Below are 18,205 nucleotides of genomic sequence, written 5' to 3' on the forward strand. Positions count from 1 at the left end.
CAACTTCCTAGTTCTGACGGTTCGTTCCGGTGCTGTCTAGTGATTCACCAGAGCCAAATCACCCATCGTTTATGACTACTCTTAGTACAGAGGCAGAGGAACTCCACCGGAGTCTTATTCAAGACTACGTATCTTCCATCAGAGAGAATGGAATCAATGACGCGTCCAAATACCTTGAAGAATTGAATGCGTTTCAGGAAGGCCGGATCACTGACAAAAAAGAGGTCAGAGAGTTCTTGCAAGATGCCGATTTTCCTTTAGAGATTTTTTATCGAGTGGCACCGACCATCGATCAGGACGTGATGATTGCGACGTTGAACCCAGGGATGCAGAGTACGATTGAACTTTCTACATTCACGGATGGCGAGTACCGCCGTCAGTATGAGGCAGGAGCCGATCTCTGTCATAAGGCTTCTATCGTTGCATCAAACTTGGACGGTTTCTTGACACATAATAAGAATAGTTTCGCGGAGTTAATTGAGATTCTCCGCGAGGAGCTAGATTTGATGGACGGATCCGGCCAATTGGAGGACTATTTGAACTACGGTGGAGATTCCTCGCCAGACGGTTTCTTTGATGAAGTTTGCTATACTTGGATGTACAAGTTAGCGACTCAAGATATTGGTTATATCGATGATCTCGGCGGTCCTGACTACGGGTTTGCAAGGGAACGTTTCGCGGAGGAGGTTTTCGATGTCGTTGATCCGAAAGTATTGGTCAGCGTCGGGAAGCATGGTTGGGTCACTGTTTGGGAGTATCTTGAACGTAATTACTCTGAACGTCCAGAGGACCTTATTGAAGCTTATTCGGACGAAGTTCCGGTGACGAAGAGTTTCAACTCGACGTTCAGAGAAGGTGCCTACGCAGGCCTGTTCTACGTGGAGGTCGAAGATTTGTGGGTAATTACAACATGGCACGCCAGTCACTGGATTAAGTCTGACCGGCTTCGAGAGAACGCCCGTGTGTTGAATAGCGAACTAAATCCAAGCTAATCTGTAGTCGGATACTTCATTGAATACGCAGAGCTATTAACTGGTATTCCAATGCGTTTCAGTATGAAACAGACAAATCTACCGTCCTGCAGGTGCGCTCTACATTCAGCGCAGATCTTCTATTAATTTCCAAGGTCTTCAACAGAGACAAAACATCACCTTTCTTCAATAGTGGATTACGAGACCAGTGTCATGGTAGTTGAATTACGCTATACGAAAGTAACCATTTCCAGGAAATGCAAGGTAGCTTAATAATGCTGGCCCGAAAATCCGTCTAGAAACATGGACGATGATGCGGTGAGAGAGTACACTCAGCAGACACAAGCCATAATTGATGATTCACCGCAAATGGGTGAGGCAACCACTAAGGCTGCTATTTTACGGAACTTCCTCGATCTTCTCGGATGGGAAATTCCAAAAAACACGCAGTTGGAGTACTCTGTCAAGGCCTTTGGAAGGACCTTCCGAGTGGACTATGCGCTAGTCTTGGATGGTATGCCAGTTGCGTTTCTCGAAGCAAAGGGGCTCGATACAGCACTCTCAGACGACAATAGAGAGCAGATCAAGGAGTACATGAAAAGCGAGGACGTGAATCTGGGCATTCTCACGAATGGTGAGGAGTACGAGTTCTTCCGACGCGAAGTAGTGGATTCGAGAGTGAACGTAAATAGGCTCACAAAGGCCCACGTCAAGGAGCTCCCAGAGATACTGACGATCTTGGAAGCGTTTCAGAAGGATAACATCCAGAATGAGGAGTGGGTGAATATCCTCAACAAGATACGGGAGCTGGAACGGACCCGAACAGAACTGGAGAACCGAAAAGACGAATTTGCGACTGTTCTTGCAAAGGAGTTGGCCGAGAATGTCCCCGGCGATATTACGTCTCAGGCCACGGTGCAGGCGAAAGAGATGATCGATCGACTCATCCAGGACATCAACACGGACGAGGATGATGGTGAGCAATCTCAGTCACAGGGGCCCAATAAATCGATTCAAAAGAAACCGATTGAAAAGAGCACGATAGGCTCTACGGAAAGCGCAATAACAGGAACTCTCAGCCGGAACGAGGTTGATGGTCCGAGTGATGCAGAGGTTGTTGTATTCCCAACGAAGCAGTCGGGCGTAGACTTCCTGAAGGAGAACAACGCATGGGGCTTCGTTCGAATTGGCCGAGAGCCTGACTTCGCCGCTATGTATGTCTCAGGGGATGATCAAGAAGTGAAATATATTGCGAGAGTGGCGGAAGTCGTTTCAGCACAGGATGCAGACCTCGCCCGTCCACTAGAAGCGTACTCTGAATCTGGTTCCGAAGACGCCCAGGCTGGCTTCGACCCGAACAAGAAGGTTGTGGTGTTTGAAGAGAACTCGCTGTACGAAATAGAAGACCCAATTCCATTCGAAAACAAGTGGCCGCAGTCGCTTCGATATACCACGCTGGGGGACCTTCGGAACGCGAAGAACACCGACGAACTGTTGTGAGCGTGCTCGATTGACGAAGTTTCTTATCAACGTGCAGGAGAGCTAATAGTTGCTATGGCAATACGGGGTACATCTATATGGTCGTAGACCAGATCATAGAGCCTGATTTTGAGACTCTCAAAAGTACACTTTCAGCGGCACAAGGACTGAATAAGGTACTCGTGATTTTTGCGAATTGCTCTGTCGAGTGGAGTGGAGATAGGAACGGTTCCATTGGTGTTGGACAACGAATTATCCTGTGTAAGCCTGATGGAGCTGTCTCAGTTCACCGTCCAAATTGGGCTCAAGCAATCGCCCGGCAGGGAGTAAATAGCACGCTTGAGCTGTATTCCAAGGAAGATGGTTTTCTCCTCTATGGTAGCAAATCGAAGGGTAGCAACACAATACGTATTCATCTCATGGACGTCGCACTGGCGGTGGTCTACGATGCTTCAGATGACGTTGAGCCAGTGCACAGGGAAACTGAGGATGAAATGCACAAATTCATCGAATCCAACCCGGAAGTTCTAGAAGATGGGTTACGGATACTGCATCACGAATACCCCACCGACGTGGGCAGGATAGATTTCGTGGCTGCTGACAAGGAGGGGAATCAGGTCATTATTGAGATCAAAATTCGATATGCAGAGCTCTCGGATGTTGATCAGCTACAGCGATATGTGAAACATTGTAATCGTACTAGTCAAGCATCAGTGAGGGGTATTCTGGTAGCGCCTGAGTTCGGAGAGAAAACCAAACGGGAACTCCGTGAAACTGGACTTGAAAAACGTCGAATTACAGAGTTTCAACATCAAGATCTGGGCCCTGAACAATCTTCATTGGGGAATTGGGAATGATGGTTCTGCAAAATAACTAATAGACAATGCTTTTTTGAGCCCTGTATTGCTCGCTGATGTTGGTTACCTCACTGTATTCCTCTTGAGAGGACTTATGTGTCTACTGTATAACTCTTTCCTATATGTCGGATGGGACCGAGTTAGGACCGAGGGCTTGAGTCATTCTGAAAATTCTGAGAGTATAGCCTTGTACACTTGATTTGGTGAGAACCTCGAAGAGAAATCAGCCTCAAGCCTATTTCGTTCTTCAACCCGCCAGGAATCACTGGTCTGAGTAGGGTGTTGTTTTGCTTTGATAGCTCGCTCGATGGTTGGTTTGAGCGAGATTCCATGAAGCGGCTCTGGATCAGAACATCCCACTGGCTTTCCAAACAAAACCCAGTAGACACCGTCGGTCAAAATACCCACGAGGTACTTTTGCTGGAGACCAGTTCTATATTTGGTTGAAAAATTTTCTTCCAGGTACCCGCGAATTTGCTCAACATCAGAGTTCTCCTCAAGAGTTGTCTCTTGTCCCAAGAGCGTGAGAGCCTTCGCTTCAACCAGGCAAATGAGGTCCTCATAGTCAGCCTCGACGGCGTAATCTGGTTCCTTTCGATTGGTGGTGGCAAGTTCACTCGGGCGTGCTCGAATGTTCTCATAACCGAGGGCCTCCAGACAAGGTTCAATGAGGAATTCTTCAGTGAATCGCTCTGGTCGCTGTCCAACAACATTCCCACCAAGACGTGCACTTGAGGTTAAAATTGTCTGCAATTCACTGAGCTCATTCCGGTCCTGAAACTCCTCGACAAAGCGTTGGATCTTCGGGAGTGTTCGCTGTGCAGCGAACTGATCTGCGTTCAGAACCGACCCATGGTGCCAGCTGTCTTCAGTCACTGAGTACGGCTACTCACTAGCAACTGTTAGCTTTAGTTGTTTTACTATCCGACACATTGTAGGAGTCCTGCTGGTGGTCACATCCACGTATGGTCTAAGAGCTCTTTCGAGTTCCATGCTACATTACGCAAAAATGATCACAGCTGTTTTGATTTAACCCGCTATTTGCCGGGGTTACGGAAGCCCGGAAATGCGAATATTACCAGTACAGCAGATTATCATCCGACAACAACTTTATCACTCATTTTGATAGTGATGGTGTCACCTCCATTGTGACATGTTATTTCCTAATCAAATAAGGGATATGACTCAGTCCACTTCACACAGTACAACCTGCGCGTATGGAATTCACTCAAATATCATAGCGACCCTATAGAACCAACGGTTATCAGCAATAACAATCTCTATTCGACTCCTGGCTGTACGGATTCACGAGATGTTCCACGCGGGTTGAGTTATTATCTATCACAGTGCCCTCAATACGTCGAACAACAACTGGCTATCCCTTTCGTCACAGGTCCTAAAATCAAGAGCGTAATAGTCAGAGGGTCAACTTGAACTGTTTCTCCCTTCTGGGAGCATTGTAACACTCAGAACACTTCTAAATAGTTCTCCACAACGTCACGTTCTTCTTCAGTCAGGCTAAAAAGATCATATACAGCCGCATCGATGTCGGCTTCCAGTTCGTCAATGTCTATCTTCTCAACTGATTGCTTGTCTGCTTCCAGAGCACCAAGCAATTGCTCAACCCCCTTTTGAGCTTCTGGAATCGAGATTGTGACATTTTCCCCTTTCTTATATCTGCGACCATTAACCGCTTCATAGACGTATTCTGCACGAAGTTTGTTTTCTTCAGTGCCCCCTGCGTCGATTACTGGGTGAGAGATCTCGTCAGTGTTGCCTGCGGTCACGACAAATCGCCCGTCATTGGTTTCCTCGATACTTGCGTTCACCGGATACCGATTAGTCTGCCACTCGTAGTTAATGTATTCTAATTCACCGTTGTAGTCACCAAGATACGCTTCTGGAAAGCGTCCTGTCTTATTTTCAGTATGAAGGGCCGAAAGAATGAGCTCTACGGAATCTTCCATCCGTGAGAATTCCCCGTCACCACTGATCATACAGGGGACAGGGGTAATGTATTGATTCAGGTATTCATAGAATCCACCTGCTTTGACCGCAGAAATGTGTTTGAAGTAGAAGTCCAAAGTTTTGGAGTTCAATTGAGCGGTCATCTCCTGCGCGAGGTCTGCTTTATCTTCCTCAAGCAGGACTGAATAGGGGGTCGTGAAATACCATGTCCCCTCAGTGTCGGACATATACGTAGCTTCGTCCGCAATCTTCGAAAGAATCAGCTTGGGACGTTCGAACCGCTCTAGGTTTTGGGGCCTACTGTACTCATACCACTCCTTGTTACCAAGGCTGGAACGCCCTCGAAGTTCATCTTCATGTGCTTCAAAATACTCTAAGGTGAGGGGTAGGTCAGACGATAGGGTTTCTTCATCGATCAACTCGGCACTTCCCTGTTCATCGTCGATACCCTCCATTCTGTAGGGATGAACGATATGAAGACCGCCCCAGGTCACCTGCCAACGTTCCACTTCTCTCCCATCAATAAATGGCCGGAGAGTATCTGTCTCGATTTTGAATTGTTGATCACTTCCAGTGGGAGAAATAGTCACAGTTTCTCCAGAATCATCTGCTGTCACTATATCCGCATCAAGTACATCCACAATATACACTCCTTTCTTTCCAGTCATTATTCCCTGGAACACTGCGTCCGTAACTTCCCCGATGGTTTGGTCGGCTTCTGACTCAATCTTTTTGAACACTTCCCACTCGTGTTCCGGCATAATCGGCCACCGAGATTCTGAAAATCTTGACTGGGAGAAATCGAAGATGTCTACGTAGTCATCACTATACCCTGGGTTCGCATATTCTTCTCTGAGTGTCTCTACTATCTCTTCATCGAGTTCTTGCTCTCGATCATCATTGATATTTGACTTTACTCGACCACACCGAACAACATTGTTGCTACGCTCAGTCCCGTTCTCCTCCAATTCAAGAATAGTAATAACAGGATAATTTGTGGCATCCTTAAAAACTCCAGAATCTCTGAAGTCCTGTATTTGTTCTACAACTGCACTTTCCTGAATCAGTTTACGTACTCCTTTGCCGTAGTTGGCAACCAGAAATTGATCCGGAGTAATGAACCCAAGTTTGTTCCCTTTACTCAACCAGTCCAATCCTCGTTCGAAAAATGGGCAGTATAGGTCATATTGGTCAGTAGTTGAATCTGGATACAATTCAGCTAGCATCTCTTTTTGTTTGTTGGGAATGTTTTGACTACTAACGTACGGTGGATTTCCGACGACGTAGTCATACCCCATGTAATTCTTCACCACGAGTGCCAGCACGGTGTCCTCAAACATCTTGAAGAGTCTCCCGTCATCGTGGTTCTCTTCCAATTGACGAGAGACCTCCAGCATGTCGTCCACGTATGGTGAGAAGAATTCCTCTACACCGTCATATTCCTGTGAGGTGTACCGTTCAATACCGGCCTCAAGTCCACCCTGATACTCCCAGTATCCTTCGCTCATATGCCACTTCACGACGTCCAGCACGCCTTGTAAGGCAGCAAAATACTCTCCGAAATTACCCACCCCGGTTTCCAACTGAATTGTGTCAAACAACGGCATCCTGATTCGCTTCACAAGGAAACCGTCATCCGTCTCTACACCCGGTGTGTCCGCGTTATCGTCAACTTCGATAGGGAGTGGTACAGGCACGCGAACGTCCTGGTTATCTTCGGTCATCGCATCCCAGGTCAACTGCCGTTCCTCTGCCTCTCCTATGTCAGCACCGGTCAGTTCACGTTCATTCCGGAGCGTGTCTGCGCGGAAAATCGGCAGTCTACGGATGGTGAATTCATGATTTTGTTGCTTCGCCTCCCGATACTCCGGCAAGATAGCAACCATAAACCGGATCTGCGCCATCAATACCGCGAACGGGTGAATGTCTACTCCCACAACGTGCGGGTGGGTACACAACTCAGTGAGTTCCTCTGTCCAGTCCGGGTTTTCGTCGTACCGTCGAACGTCTTGGATATACCGGTCAATTGCTTCAACGAGGAAAGTACCAGACCCGCATGCCGGGTCAATAACTCGCTGAGAGGAGACACCAACATCATAATCAACACCGTCCATTATATAGTCCACAACCGGCTCAGGCGTGTAGAACTCTCCGAGTGCCTTCCGAGTTTCCGGGTCAAAATATCGCTGATAGAGGTTCCCGAGGGGATCACCGGAAATCTTGGCAAAATCGAACTTCAACACCGCAAACAGTGTATGCGAAATAGCTCGACTAAACCGCTCTCTCGTTGCCTCACTCAATTCTGTGTCCGTCCCTTCTTCCGCGACTTCTTTGAACCGAGACGCACCGCTCCCGTGACCGCTCGCTAGTGCTCCCCGATAACTCTCTTTCCACCACGTGAAGATGTCGTCCTCGAACAGACTCTCGACGAGCTGTTCTTGCATGTCTTCAATGAGGCTGGCAGCAGCGACGGGGTAGGACTCTAGATCAATTTCTGAAGAGAACCCAGAGAGGCCGGTAAAGTAGTCATCCATCCCCTCGTATTGGGTTTGCTTGAAGAAGTCGTAGTCCTGCGCAGCTTTCGATAGCAGCAGACGTCCAAGGAGCGCGTGCCCACTTTCCAGACAGAACATGAAGTCCTTCAGGTCGGACTTTCGGTTGCTCGGGAGCATCGACTCCCATGAGTCCGGTGTATCTTCAGGGATGTTGGCGTAGCTGGCTTCCCAGAAGTCGTACGCCCCTTCAACGAACTTTGCTTCTTTGTCGTCGCGCAGTTCGTGCAGTAAGTCCATCATCGCAGTAACAAGATCCGCAAAAACACTCCCCTCCTCTAAACGGAATGTGTCGAAGAAGTGTTCGCGTCCAAGTTCACCATTGAGTGTAACCGGTTCAAGCCGATTCAGGTAATCGTTCACGCTCTTAGTGTCAGTAATATCCCATTCCGGTTTCTGTAGAGCTTTGAACGCGTCACGTGCCTGTTGGCCTGTTGCATCGGAGAGTACAATGGTGGAGAGATGTGATTCGTTGCGGCGGTACAGGCGAAGTTCCTCACCGTTCGTTAGCACCCCGTAGTCGGCCTTCAATTCGTTCACGTAGTGGAACAGTTGGTCGGTGTGGTTGTTGAGGTCACGACCGCTTGATTTGAATTCATAAACCGTGATGACTGATTCGTTGTCGTCGAGGGTGAGGTAGTCCGGACGCTTGTTGTCCGGAAGCGTCATCTCGCTTCGCAGGTCGTGGCCCGCGCCCTCGTAGCCCAGAAGAGTGTAGAAATTCTCGTTAAGGAAAGCGTTTTCAACATCCTTCTCGCTCATATCCTCGTTGATGCGGCTTCCAATATTGTGGAGGGCGTTAAGGAAATCAGACTGATTTGACATGTGAATTGATTCTTCTGCGTATACACAAAAAGCTTTCAGAGATCTTGTGGTTGAATCACATGGTTCCACATGCGTTCTGGGTCCTGAAAATAGACAAAACTCTCAGTAATGCAGTGAACGATTATGTGGCTCCGGACCGTGTTTGGCTTTAACGAATCGCATGAGGGGAGCATTGGAGTCACGATTCGTGACGAACTCTGGACGGGGTGCCAGCAGTAGATTTATATACACCATGCTGCTGGCTTGTGAATTCGGAACGTGACGAAGTGTGATGGGCGCTGCAGGATTTGAACCCGCGGCATCTTGGTCCGAAGCCAAGTGCTCTGTCCAAGCTGAGCTAAGCGCCCGCACGCATAGATCCGGGAAGGGTAAAGTTAAACCCACTGATTTCACGAGCGGTGGTATCCGTGCGAACAAGACTCACTCCGGGGTATTCCGTTTCGCGTCTTTTATTTCGGGTGCCTTGGAGAGTAGTGTGTATGGACGTCCAGGCGCGGGTGCGTGGCTACGTTGAGTTGACGCGACCGATGAACTCGGTCGCGGCCGGAGTGTTGACGTTCATCGGTGCGTTCGTCGCCGGGGCATCCACCGAATACGCCCCGCTGGTCGCAGCGGCGGTAGCAGCGACGTCGCTGGCGACCGGAGCTGGCAACGCGATCAACGACTATTTCGACAGAGAGATCGACCGGATCAATCAGCCGGACCGGCCGATCCCGCGTGGTGCGGTAAGCGAGCGCGGGGCGCTGTGGTTCAGCATCGTGCTGTTCGCACTCGCCACGGTGCTTGCTCTGACGCTCCCGCCGCTTGCGATCGGTATTGCGGCGTTCAACCTCATTGCACTGATCGCGTACACCGAGTTCTTCAAGGGATTGCCGGGACTTGGAAACGCGCTGGTTGCGTATCTCGGCGGCAGTACGTTCCTGTTCGGGGGGGCCGCCGTCGGTGACGTGAGGGCTGCAGGAGTCCTGTTCGTGCTGGCGGCGCTCTCGACGTTGACCAGAGAGATCATCAAGGATGTCGAGGATATCGACGGTGACCGTGAGGAAGGGCTGAACACGCTCCCGATCGCAATCGGGGAGCGCAAAGCGTTGCATGTCGGCACTGTCCTGTTGCTCGTTGCTGTTCTCGTCAGCCCGGTTCCGTATCTACAGGGGTCGTTCGGGATCGGGTACGTCCTCGTCGTCGCTCCCGCGGTCGCAGTAATGGTATTTGCCGCGATACGAAGTTACGATCTCCCGCGAGCTGGCCAGCAGTATCTCAAATACGGCATGTTTTTGGCAGCACTCGCGTTTATTATCGGGCGGCTGGGCGTCGTCTTTCCGTGGCCAGTGTGATCGGTGATGGCCGTTACCCATTCTTGTCCGATAACACTGGCGATCAAAAGTACTATATGTGGTTCTCGGTATATTTACACTACGACTCTCACCGGCAACAGCGCAAAGCTGTCCAGCATATGAGGGCATATCATGTATGATCTGGCAGACGTCCTACCGGACGCCGAACTCGAGTCTGGCACGAACCTCCTGATCACGGGGCCCCCACTCTCGGGGAAACGTCGTCTGGCGCTCGATATCCTCGCCGACGGCACCCGACAGGACGAGGGGGCGATCGTAGTTACGACCAAGGACAGCGGCGACAAAATCCTCAGCGAGTACAAAAAGCGTATCGACGATATCGAAAACAGACCGCTCGGAGTTGTCGACTGTGTCACGAAACAGCGGGGGGTAGGCAATGCCGAAGACGGGCCACAGCTAAAATACGCATCTTCCCCAGTCGATATGACCGGGATCGGTATCAAGCTTTCCGAGTTCTTGCAGGATTTCTACGAACGCAGGGGTCTCCAGCAGAACCGTGTACTCATGCATTCGGTCTCCACGCTACTGATGTATTCCGATCTCCAGACTGTGTTCCGGTTCCTCCACGTCTTTACCGGCCGTGTTCAGAGCGCAAATGGGCTCGGGTTGTACGTGATCGACTCCACGGCCCACGATGATCAGACGATGAATACGCTCACCCAGTTGTTCGATGGTGTCGTCGAACTATCGGAAAACGACGCGGAACCGCCGCGTCTGCGAACGGCCCAGTAGGGTTCGAGCGCTTTTGTACGCTCGTCGTATATACGCGGGTATGGATATCGACCAGCTGATCACTGCTGCACTGGATAGCGAGACGATCGCCGTCGTCGGCTGTTCGTCGACGCCGGGCAAAGACGCCCACGACGTGCCGAGCTACCTCGATTCGAACGGGTACGACGTGATTCCGGTCAATCCGTACGCGGACGAGATTCTGGGGCGCAAGGCGTATGATTCGCTCACCGACGTCCCACATGAAGTCGATCTCGTCGACGTTTTCCGTCCGTCAGAGGAAGTGTCCGGCATCGTTGATAGCGTCCTCGAACGAGATGATGTAGAGTTTCTCTGGTTGCAGCTCGGCATCAGCGACGATGACGCAGTCACCCGAGCACGTGAGGCCGGGATCGATGTCGTCCAGGATCGCTGTCTCAAAGTAGAACACGTGCGACGGCAGTGAGAAGTCGAGGAACTGTGTCAGTTTTCGATGGTGTCTTCGACGGGGTCTTCCTCGTCGCTTTCGTTCGTCGACTCGGTCGTTTCGGCCCCTCTCTCGTCCGCTGATGGTTCGTCTTCCTCCGATACTTCGTCCTCGCCTTCTGCCTCCTCTATCGCCGCTTCTGCGAGCACCTCGTCGGCGTCGATTCCCTGCTCGCGAGCGATAGCTTTCAGCAGGACGAGCTGTTTCTCCGAGTCGTTTTCCAGTTCATTGACTCGCCCGTTGGTCTCCTCGATCCCCTCTTCGAGTTCGATGACCCGCTCGCGGACGTCTTTGAGCTGTGCGATCAGATGTTCGGCCCGGTCGGCGAGCGTCTGGATCTTCTTTGCGGTGTCTCCGAAACCCATATCGTCCGGTTCGTGCCGGTGACTTGTGGGTTTTCCGATCCATCCCCCAGCAGAACGTCGTATTTATACTGTCGGATGTGTGAGTGACATTTGTGACACAGCCCCGGACTCCGCCGACGCTCGGTATCGCCGCCTGTGTGTTGATCCTTGTGCTCGTAGCGCTGCCGTACCTGTTGCTGTCGGAGGCAGGTGCCGGGGGCATCGCGGCCTACTACGATCACGGTGGTGTCGGTCTATGGGTCGTCACTATACTGACGACCGTCGCCCTCGTTGCCTTCGCTGCGGGCCGACAGGGACGTTCCGATCCAGTGATGATGGCGGGGGCAACGCTCGTTTTTGGACTCTTTATACTTGGCTCCACACTGGTCTGGGCGCTGTCCGTTCCGGCGGCGTTCGTCCAGCAACTCGGGACCGAAACGTGGCTGGGCTATCATCGGTGGGCACTCGTTGGGCTGTCGGCGCTTGTTCCCATCGCTGGCGTCTGGTATGCAGTGACACTCGACGTCCTCTAGACGCGGCTATTCCGCGCGGGGGATCGCAGGAAGAGACGCCAGTTCTCTCCGAAAGTCGAAAGGCCCTTAAGAGGCCGAAAGGTAGTAAGAGGTGGACTAGGTCGGGCAGTTAGGCCCTGCTCACAACCCGCACTATGGTCTTTAGCGGGGACCGAACCCCGGATGCGTCCGGACAGACCCGTTCGGGCCCCGGAAGCCGACGTGGAAACCTCGTCCCTCGGGGGCCACGGTTCGCGGCGTCCGCCCGCAGGGGCGTCACGTCGCGATTCGCCGGCGGCAGTTCGTCAGGCGCGGAAGCGAGCAGCGAACCGCTGGACGATGGTCGCTCGAGGGGTCGCGGGGCGGAGGAGGCAACCGGGCTTCCCCGGCCGGGAACGCCGGGCAACTCCGGGCGTCCGTTCATTCATATCGTATTCGAGTGCAAAGCGGTAGCTGTGTTCTCATCGTAGCAGTTGCGGTGGTACGGGCGCTTGTGCCGCACCAGCATTGCGTGAGGCCCCTGTGAGGAGACCGAACAGAGCCTCGAAAGAGGGGCAATCCGACAGTTCCAGAGCGCTGCTCTGCCGATCTGCAACCTTGTAAATAATGTTACAATGTTACATTGTATACGTATGCGTACTTGTCGGCTGATTCGGACAGGTGAACACCACCTCTGTGACCCGCTCTATAACACGATTTCGTCGTTTCAAAAAAGACTGCTTGAACGGAGTCGCCGTTAGTCGTCCGCGCCGAGCGCCGCACGGTTGGTGAGCTCGAAATCGCCCTCCAGTTCGCGCTGTGGGTACGGGATATCGATCCCTGCCTCGTCGAAGCGGGCTTTGACGTTCGTGATGAACTCGCCACGCGTCTTGACGAAGTCCGCTCGGCTCGGGTCGGCGATCCAGACACGGGACTGCAGGCCGACGTCCGAGTCGTTCAGCTCCGTCAGACGGACCGACGGCGCGGGATCGTCCATGATCCCGTCCAGTTTTTCGGCCTCCTCGACGATGATCTCGGTGGCTTTCTGGATGTCGTCGTCGTAGCCGATGCCGAAGACGAACTTCAGGCGCAGCTTCTCCTTTGCGACAGGGTTCTTGACGACGTTCGCAGTCAGATCGGAGTTGGGCACTGTCAGAATCTCGTTGTCGAACGTCCGGACGCGCGTGACACGGAGGCTGATGTCCTCGACCACACCGGAGTTGCCGTCCCACTCGATCCAGTCGCCGATGCGGAACGGCTTGTCGGCGTAGATGAACACGCCGGAGACGAAGTTACTGATGATGTTTTGCGTCGCCAGACCGATTGCCAGTGCGAGCGCAGCGGCGATCGTCGCGAGCGACGACAGGAAGTTCCCGAAGCCGGCGAAGCCAAAGGCGACGGCGATTGCGACGAAGATGACGCCAAAGGAGACGAGTTTCACCAGCGGCTTTCGTGCGTGATCGTCCAGATCTCGCCGCTCAAGCGCTCTGTCAGTGACCGGAAGCACGGTCCGTTTCCCGATTACGTAGATGGCGATAAAGGCAATCACGAACAGTGCAACTGACTCGATCGTCCCGGCGATTCCCACACCCAGACCCAGATCGACCAGCAGTTCCTGAATCGCACCCATCAGTGCATCACCGCCGTGTGGCCGCGGCTCTGCACGACGTCAGCGTTTACTTTTTCGGCCAGGTCCTCTGCCAGTTCCTCGGCAGTGGCGTGCCCCCGCGCCGCTCGAAGGAACTTTATTTTCACCAGCTTCCGGTCGTCGAGCTGATCCGCGAGCTCGTCTGTCACTGTCTCGATCCCACTTTTCCCAACCCACACTGTTACGTCCAGGTCGTGAATCTCTCGCTGTAACGCCTCTGAAGTCATACACCATCCCTTTTTAGCGCACGGGTTTTACTCTTTTGGGCGCTCTCCCGCCGAAAACCGGCAAAAGCGTCGCTCCAGGGTCGATAGCTCCGATCTGGAGTCAGTACGGATAGCGCGAGTGATGTCCACAGTCACACGTGATCACGATGTGGCCGTCCTGTGCTCGCACGCGAGCGTTATTCCCAGGCTGGAGGTACGCATCACAGTCATCACAGGTGAATCGCTTGAACGATTTCGGGAGCGATCTTCGCTTCCGCTCGGCGACACGCCGCGCCAGTCGGACGTATTCACGCGCCAGCTCCGGCTCATCGTCCTCGACAGCATCGGCAGCCAGCTCCTGTAGACGCTCGATGCGCTCGTCGGCGATAGTCATTGGAAAGTGGGGGGAGTGGGGGATTCCGGGGCAGTACGGACAAGGAGAGAGGACGTCCAGTAATGCCCCAGCAATACATCTGCAAGAGAAGGACAAGTATTTTTTGTTTTCCCCTATCGGGTATCCGAACGCTCCCCGAAACACGTGACTGCGCACGCGCTCGTACTCGTGAAGCTATTGTTCACCAAACGATGAACCACAATACGTATCACTGCGAACCTGAAATTTACGGATGATGACCGAGGACAGCTCTCGTGTGGATTCCGAATCAACGGCAGACGAGTACGAGCCAGCCCTTCCCACGAGCCGGTCGTTCGAGCTGCTTTCTACCCGCCGCCGTCGGGAGGCGCTCGATCTCCTCCGCGAACATGGTCACGTCACACTCCCGGATATCGCCGAAGAGGTGACGGTCCGCCAGCACGGAACGGATATCACGGAGATCGATCCAGAGGAGGTTACGGATACGTACATGATGCTGTATCACTCGGATATCCCGAAACTCGAAGACGAGGGCGTCGTCGTCTACGACCAGGAGCAGGATCTCGTTGTGACTGGCGAGAACTTCGATGCGATAGCACAGCTCCTCGCTCGAACGACCGAAAACTGATTGTCGCCGAGACGTCTTACTCGTCTTCGAGCGCGTCAGCGATCCGCTGAAGCTGCCGGGTCACGTCGCGAACCTCGTCGCGGAGCTGTCTGACTTCTCGTGTCAGTTCTTCGTTGCCTCCCTCGGATGCACCACCGGGACCGCCAGGTCCGCCGGGACCGGCGCCGCCCGGGCCGCCGCCCATCATACCGCCCATCATCTGAGCGAACGGGTTGCCGCCACCCATGCCGCCGGGGCCGCCGCCCATCATCTCTTCCATGCCACCTTCGGGTGGTGCCTCTCGATCTTCGCCCTCCTCGGCGCGTTTCTCGCGGATCTCCTCGACGCGCTCGCGGAACGATTTCTCCTCGTCACCGTCGTCTTGCTGGTCGTCGTCTGCCATGTGCGTTCGTTCAGTCGCTGTGCCGAAAAGGGTTTTCGTCGAGCGTGTCGCCTCACTCGAAGGCGGCGAAACTCGATTGGAGGTATCGGTCGGTTTCCGCTCTGTCGATCTCGTAGCCAACGAGATCCCGCAGATCAACCGCGTACGGCGTGGTGCCGTTTTCGAGGACCGCGATCCGGCCTTTGACTCCGACGATGGTTCCCGATGCGATCGTCTCCCGGACCGGCTGGCACTCCACATCGAACCCGTGATCGAGATCCATCGTCGAGATCGGATCGTACTGGTCGAGCAGACGGCCCCAGGCCGCTTCGTCGACGTCCTGGTGGAGTCCATCGACCTTCGTAGGGACCCGGACCCGGTCGGTGAGTTCCTCGGCGATTTCGGCTTCGAGTTCTCGGGCGATCCGGCCGTTCGAAACTGTATGGAGATGCGCTGCCCGATCGGCTCCCTGCTCGTAGAGTCGGGTTTCGAGTCGCCACGAGCGGGTTACGCCCACTTTGAACGTCGCCGGGGCGAACCCGGCGAGGTAGACCGCATGCTCTTCGTAACAGTCCATCTCGTCTTTTAAACAGGTGCCCGTACAGCGCGCACAGATCCACGTCCGATCGTGGACGTCACAGTACGGTGCTGTCGGCGCGGTACACACTCTGTGCTCGTCGCCGTCGATCACTCCGGCACAGTGTCGGTCCCCGAGCCGAAAGTCGAGTGTCGAACCCGGGTCTAACTCCAGGCACTCGATCTCGCCGTCGGTTGCGAGGAGAAGCGCGCCGCTCGCTCCGGGTTTCGACGCCGTTTCGTAGCCGACGACCTGCATCGGCTTCCGATAGGAGACCGGCGATTAAATGTACACTGCTGTCGGCCCGGCCGAACGCTTATCTCCCTCACGGGTGAAGGACTTCGCAACTAGTGGTATGTCCGATCGTGACACACCCCTCGACGGAGGGGATACTGTCGATCCGCCACGGGGCTTCGTCGATCAGGCGAACGTCACGAACGAGCGGATCCACGAGGAGTTCGACGAAGGATGGCCCGAGTGCTGGGAGCGAGCAGCCGACCTGCTTGACTGGTCCGAGCCGTGGACAAAGGTGCTGAACGACGATGACGCGCCGTTCTACGAGTGGTTCGTCGATGGGACGCTCAACGCGGCGTACAACTGCGTTGACCGCCACGTCGAGTCCGGCCGTAAGAGCCACGCGGCGATCAAGTGGGAGGGGAAACTCGGCGAAACGCGCACCTACACGTATCAGGATCTCTACCGTGAGGTGAACGAGTTCGCTGCTGCACTTCGGGGGCTCGGTGTCGAGGAGGACGACGTTGTCACTCTCTATATGCCGGTGATCCCGGAGCTACCGATCGCGATGCTCGCCTGCGCGCGGATCGGTGCGCCACACTCGGTGGTCTTCGCGGGCCTGTCCGGCAAAGCGCTTGGGACGCGCATCGAGCGTGCCGACTCGGAATACCTGGTCACTTGCGACGGCTACTACCGTCGCGGAAACGCGTTCAACCTGAAAAACAAGGCCGACGACGCACTGTTGAAAGTCGACCACGATGTCAGAAGTGTGGTCGTCGATCGACTGGGAGAGACACTACCGCATACGATCGACGACGCCGATCGGGACTATCACGAGCTACTTGATGAACACGCGGGCGCAACCGTCGATCCGGTCCCCCGAAGCGCAGAGGACATGCTCTTTCTCATGTACACCTCGGGGACGACCGGAGAACCGAAAGGCGTCGAGCACACGACGGGCGGCTACCTCTCACAGGTCGCGTGGACCAGCCATGCCGTCCTCGACCTCGAACCGGCGGACATGTACTGGTGTTCGGCGGATATCGGCTGGATCACTGGCCACTCCTACATCGTCTATGGTCCCCTGACGCTCGGGACGACGACGATGCTGTACGAGGGGTCGCCGGATTACCCCGAACGCGACCGCGTGTGGGACATCGTCGAGCGAAACGCCGTCGACGTGTTCTATACTGCACCCACGGCGATCCGCTCGTTCATGAAGTGGGGCGAGGAGTATCCCGAATCTCACGACCTGTCCAGTCTCCGCTTGCTCGGGACTGTCGGTGAGCCGATCGGGCCGCGTGCCTGGAACTGGTATTACGAACACGTCGGGAACGGTGAGTGCCCGATCGTCGACACCTGGTGGCAGACCGAGACCGGCGCGATGATGGTTACGACGCTCCCCGGCGTCGATCCAATGAAACCCGGAGCAGCGGGGCCAGCACTCCCCGGAACTGACCTCGATATCGTCGGTTCTGACGGTAGCTCCGTGGCGGAAGGGGAGTCCGGATACTTATCGATCACCCGTCCGTGGCCAGCGATGGTTCGGTCCCTGTATGACGACGAGGACCGGTTCATCGAGGAGTACTGGACCGAGACCGATGACGGGTGGCGGTACGAAACCGGCGATCGAGCACGCATTGACGCGGACGGCTACGTTTCCGTGCTCGGTCGGGTGGACGACGTGTTGACCGTTGGCGGGGTCCGGATCGAAATAACGAGGGTCGAATCGACGATTGCGGGCGTCGACGGCGTCGTCGAGGCGGCCGTCGTCGCAGGGGCGAACAATATGCTGTACGCCTACGTGAGCACTGAGAGCGGCCGGATGGGCGACGACGCCCTGCGGGACCTGATCAACGAAACCGTCGAACGGAGCATCGGCACGGTTGCGACTCCGCTCCGGATCGTCTTTACGACTGAGCTCCCCAAGACCCGCTCGGGAAAGATCATGCGCCGCCTACTCGAAAGTGTGACGAACGGCGAACCGCTCGGTGACACCAGTGCCCTACGGAACCCGGAGAGTGTCGGCGAACTGCAGGCGGCAATCCGGGATCGGTAACTTCGGTTTCGGTACTTTTAATTTGCCGAAACTGTTTTGCCAAGTATCTAACTGGTAGTTCAACTATGTGTCGCATGACGGT

Annotated in this window: 17 protein-coding genes, 1 tRNA gene and 1 other RNA gene; 10 read left to right on the forward strand and 9 right to left on the reverse strand. The window is 54.3% G+C overall.

Annotation, left to right across the window (positions count from 1 at the left end; all coding sequences use genetic code 11):
* Positions 1-71: 71 nt before the first annotated feature.
* From AArcSt11_RS09905 to AArcSt11_RS09915, 3 genes are all read left to right on the forward strand, one after another.
* A complete protein-coding gene (locus tag AArcSt11_RS09905) occupies positions 72-992 on the forward strand; it encodes a hypothetical protein (protein ID WP_250596730.1) in 921 nt (306 codons plus the stop codon).
* Positions 993-1,274: 282 nt separating this feature from the next.
* Complete coding sequence (locus tag AArcSt11_RS09910) at positions 1,275-2,471, forward strand: DUF8743 domain-containing protein (protein WP_250596731.1); 1,197 nt, start codon at positions 1,275-1,277, stop codon at positions 2,469-2,471.
* Between the two features lie 77 nt (positions 2,472-2,548).
* Entirely contained in the window at positions 2,549-3,307 is a 759-nt protein-coding gene (locus AArcSt11_RS09915) for an endonuclease NucS domain-containing protein (protein WP_250596733.1), read from the forward strand.
* Positions 3,308-3,466: 159 nt separating this feature from the next.
* Here the strand turns inward: AArcSt11_RS09915 and AArcSt11_RS09920 are convergent, their stop codons facing one another.
* From AArcSt11_RS09920 to AArcSt11_RS09930, 3 genes are all read right to left on the reverse strand, one after another.
* A complete protein-coding gene (locus AArcSt11_RS09920) occupies positions 3,467-4,183 on the reverse strand; it encodes a hypothetical protein (RefSeq protein ID WP_250596735.1) in 717 nt (238 codons plus the stop codon).
* Between the two features lie 590 nt (positions 4,184-4,773).
* Positions 4,774-8,652, reverse strand: coding sequence for an Eco57I restriction-modification methylase domain-containing protein (locus AArcSt11_RS09925; RefSeq protein WP_250596737.1), 3,879 nt, complete (start codon positions 8,650-8,652; stop codon positions 4,774-4,776).
* 272 nt (positions 8,653-8,924) lie between these two features.
* Positions 8,925-8,999 (reverse strand) — tRNA-Arg (locus AArcSt11_RS09930).
* 132 nt (positions 9,000-9,131) lie between these two features.
* On the opposite strand from AArcSt11_RS09930, the gene AArcSt11_RS09935 reads away from it, so the two are divergent.
* The 3 genes from AArcSt11_RS09935 (at position 9,132) to AArcSt11_RS09945 (ending at position 11,181) form a co-directional block, all read left to right on the forward strand.
* Complete coding sequence (locus AArcSt11_RS09935; RefSeq protein ID WP_250596738.1) at positions 9,132-9,986, forward strand: geranylgeranylglycerol-phosphate geranylgeranyltransferase; 855 nt, start codon at positions 9,132-9,134, stop codon at positions 9,984-9,986.
* 132 nt (positions 9,987-10,118) lie between these two features.
* Positions 10,119-10,739, forward strand: coding sequence for an RAD55 family ATPase (locus tag AArcSt11_RS09940; RefSeq protein ID WP_250596739.1), 621 nt, complete (start codon positions 10,119-10,121; stop codon positions 10,737-10,739).
* 40 nt (positions 10,740-10,779) lie between these two features.
* Positions 10,780-11,181: a CoA-binding protein gene (locus AArcSt11_RS09945; protein WP_250596741.1), complete on the forward strand. Its 402-nt coding sequence runs from the start codon at positions 10,780-10,782 to the stop codon at positions 11,179-11,181.
* 17 nt (positions 11,182-11,198) lie between these two features.
* Here AArcSt11_RS09945 and AArcSt11_RS09950 read toward each other — a convergent pair whose 3' ends face one another.
* A complete protein-coding gene (locus AArcSt11_RS09950; RefSeq protein ID WP_250596745.1) occupies positions 11,199-11,567 on the reverse strand; it encodes a DUF5798 family protein in 369 nt (122 codons plus the stop codon).
* Between the two features lie 92 nt (positions 11,568-11,659).
* On the opposite strand from AArcSt11_RS09950, the gene AArcSt11_RS09955 reads away from it, so the two are divergent.
* The gene (locus AArcSt11_RS09955; RefSeq protein WP_250596748.1) at positions 11,660-12,079 is read left to right on the forward strand and encodes a DUF7548 family protein; all 420 of its coding nucleotides are present in this window, start codon (positions 11,660-11,662) and stop codon (positions 12,077-12,079) included.
* Positions 12,080-12,168: 89 nt separating this feature from the next.
* An RNA gene (gene ffs / locus AArcSt11_RS09960) (signal recognition particle sRNA) lies at positions 12,169-12,480 on the forward strand.
* 314 nt (positions 12,481-12,794) lie between these two features.
* Here the strand turns inward: ffs and AArcSt11_RS09965 are convergent.
* From AArcSt11_RS09965 to AArcSt11_RS09975, 3 genes are all read right to left on the reverse strand, one after another.
* Positions 12,795-13,667: a mechanosensitive ion channel family protein gene (locus tag AArcSt11_RS09965; protein WP_254714813.1), complete on the reverse strand. Its 873-nt coding sequence runs from the start codon at positions 13,665-13,667 to the stop codon at positions 12,795-12,797.
* Positions 13,667-13,912, reverse strand: coding sequence for a YhbY family RNA-binding protein (locus AArcSt11_RS09970; protein WP_250596750.1), 246 nt, complete (start codon positions 13,910-13,912; stop codon positions 13,667-13,669). Before AArcSt11_RS09970 ends, AArcSt11_RS09965 begins: the two co-directional genes overlap by 1 nt.
* 100 nt (positions 13,913-14,012) lie before the next feature.
* Positions 14,013-14,285, reverse strand: a complete 273-nt coding sequence (locus AArcSt11_RS09975; RefSeq protein WP_250596752.1) for a ribonuclease P protein component 4 — start codon at positions 14,283-14,285, stop codon at positions 14,013-14,015.
* Between the two features lie 256 nt (positions 14,286-14,541).
* Here AArcSt11_RS09975 and AArcSt11_RS09980 point away from each other — a divergent pair, with 256 nt between their 5' ends.
* Complete coding sequence (locus AArcSt11_RS09980; RefSeq protein WP_250596754.1) at positions 14,542-14,892, forward strand: DUF7344 domain-containing protein; 351 nt, start codon at positions 14,542-14,544, stop codon at positions 14,890-14,892.
* A 16-nt stretch (positions 14,893-14,908) separates the two neighbouring features.
* On the opposite strand, the gene AArcSt11_RS09985 is transcribed toward AArcSt11_RS09980, so the two are convergent.
* Both AArcSt11_RS09985 and AArcSt11_RS09990 read right to left on the reverse strand, forming a co-directional pair.
* Positions 14,909-15,274: a hypothetical protein gene (locus AArcSt11_RS09985; protein ID WP_250596756.1), complete on the reverse strand. Its 366-nt coding sequence runs from the start codon at positions 15,272-15,274 to the stop codon at positions 14,909-14,911.
* A gap of 52 nt (positions 15,275-15,326) precedes the next feature.
* Positions 15,327-16,088: a DUF2797 domain-containing protein gene (locus AArcSt11_RS09990; protein ID WP_250596758.1), complete on the reverse strand. Its 762-nt coding sequence runs from the start codon at positions 16,086-16,088 to the stop codon at positions 15,327-15,329.
* Between the two features lie 97 nt (positions 16,089-16,185).
* Here AArcSt11_RS09990 and acs point away from each other — a divergent pair, with 97 nt between their 5' ends.
* Positions 16,186-18,123 carry an acetate--CoA ligase gene (acs, locus tag AArcSt11_RS09995; protein ID WP_250596761.1) on the forward strand — a complete coding sequence of 646 codons (1,938 nt, stop codon included), beginning with the start codon at positions 16,186-16,188 and terminating at the stop codon, positions 18,121-18,123.
* Positions 18,124-18,205 lie beyond the last annotated feature (82 nt).

Source organism: Natranaeroarchaeum aerophilus, assembly GCF_023638055.1.
GTDB lineage: Archaea > Halobacteriota > Halobacteria > Halobacteriales > Natronoarchaeaceae > Natranaeroarchaeum > Natranaeroarchaeum aerophilum.

Bases quoted from the DNA above. Each gene is read 5' to 3' on its own strand.
- AArcSt11_RS09905 (WP_250596730.1), top strand. From the start codon at position 72: ATGACTACTCTTAGTACAGAGGCAGAGGAACTCCACCGGAGTCTTATT.
- AArcSt11_RS09910 (WP_250596731.1), top strand. From the start codon at position 1,275: ATGGACGATGATGCGGTGAGAGAGTACACTCAGCAGACACAAGCCATA.
- AArcSt11_RS09915 (WP_250596733.1), top strand. From the start codon at position 2,549: ATGGTCGTAGACCAGATCATAGAGCCTGATTTTGAGACTCTCAAAAGT.
- AArcSt11_RS09925 (WP_250596737.1), bottom strand. From the start codon at position 8,652: ATGTCAAATCAGTCTGATTTCCTTAACGCCCTCCACAATATTGGAAGC.
- AArcSt11_RS09935 (WP_250596738.1), top strand. From the start codon at position 9,132: ATGGACGTCCAGGCGCGGGTGCGTGGCTACGTTGAGTTGACGCGACCG.
- AArcSt11_RS09940 (WP_250596739.1), top strand. From the start codon at position 10,119: ATGTATGATCTGGCAGACGTCCTACCGGACGCCGAACTCGAGTCTGGC.
- AArcSt11_RS09945 (WP_250596741.1), top strand. From the start codon at position 10,780: ATGGATATCGACCAGCTGATCACTGCTGCACTGGATAGCGAGACGATC.
- AArcSt11_RS09950 (WP_250596745.1), bottom strand. From the start codon at position 11,567: ATGGGTTTCGGAGACACCGCAAAGAAGATCCAGACGCTCGCCGACCGG.
- AArcSt11_RS09965 (WP_254714813.1), bottom strand. From the start codon at position 13,667: ATGGGTGCGATTCAGGAACTGCTGGTCGATCTGGGTCTGGGTGTGGGA.
- AArcSt11_RS09970 (WP_250596750.1), bottom strand. From the start codon at position 13,912: ATGACTTCAGAGGCGTTACAGCGAGAGATTCACGACCTGGACGTAACA.
- AArcSt11_RS09975 (WP_250596752.1), bottom strand. From the start codon at position 14,285: ATGACTATCGCCGACGAGCGCATCGAGCGTCTACAGGAGCTGGCTGCC.
- AArcSt11_RS09985 (WP_250596756.1), bottom strand. From the start codon at position 15,274: ATGGCAGACGACGACCAGCAAGACGACGGTGACGAGGAGAAATCGTTC.
- AArcSt11_RS09990 (WP_250596758.1), bottom strand. From the start codon at position 16,088: ATGCAGGTCGTCGGCTACGAAACGGCGTCGAAACCCGGAGCGAGCGGC.
- acs (WP_250596761.1), top strand. From the start codon at position 16,186: ATGTCCGATCGTGACACACCCCTCGACGGAGGGGATACTGTCGATCCG.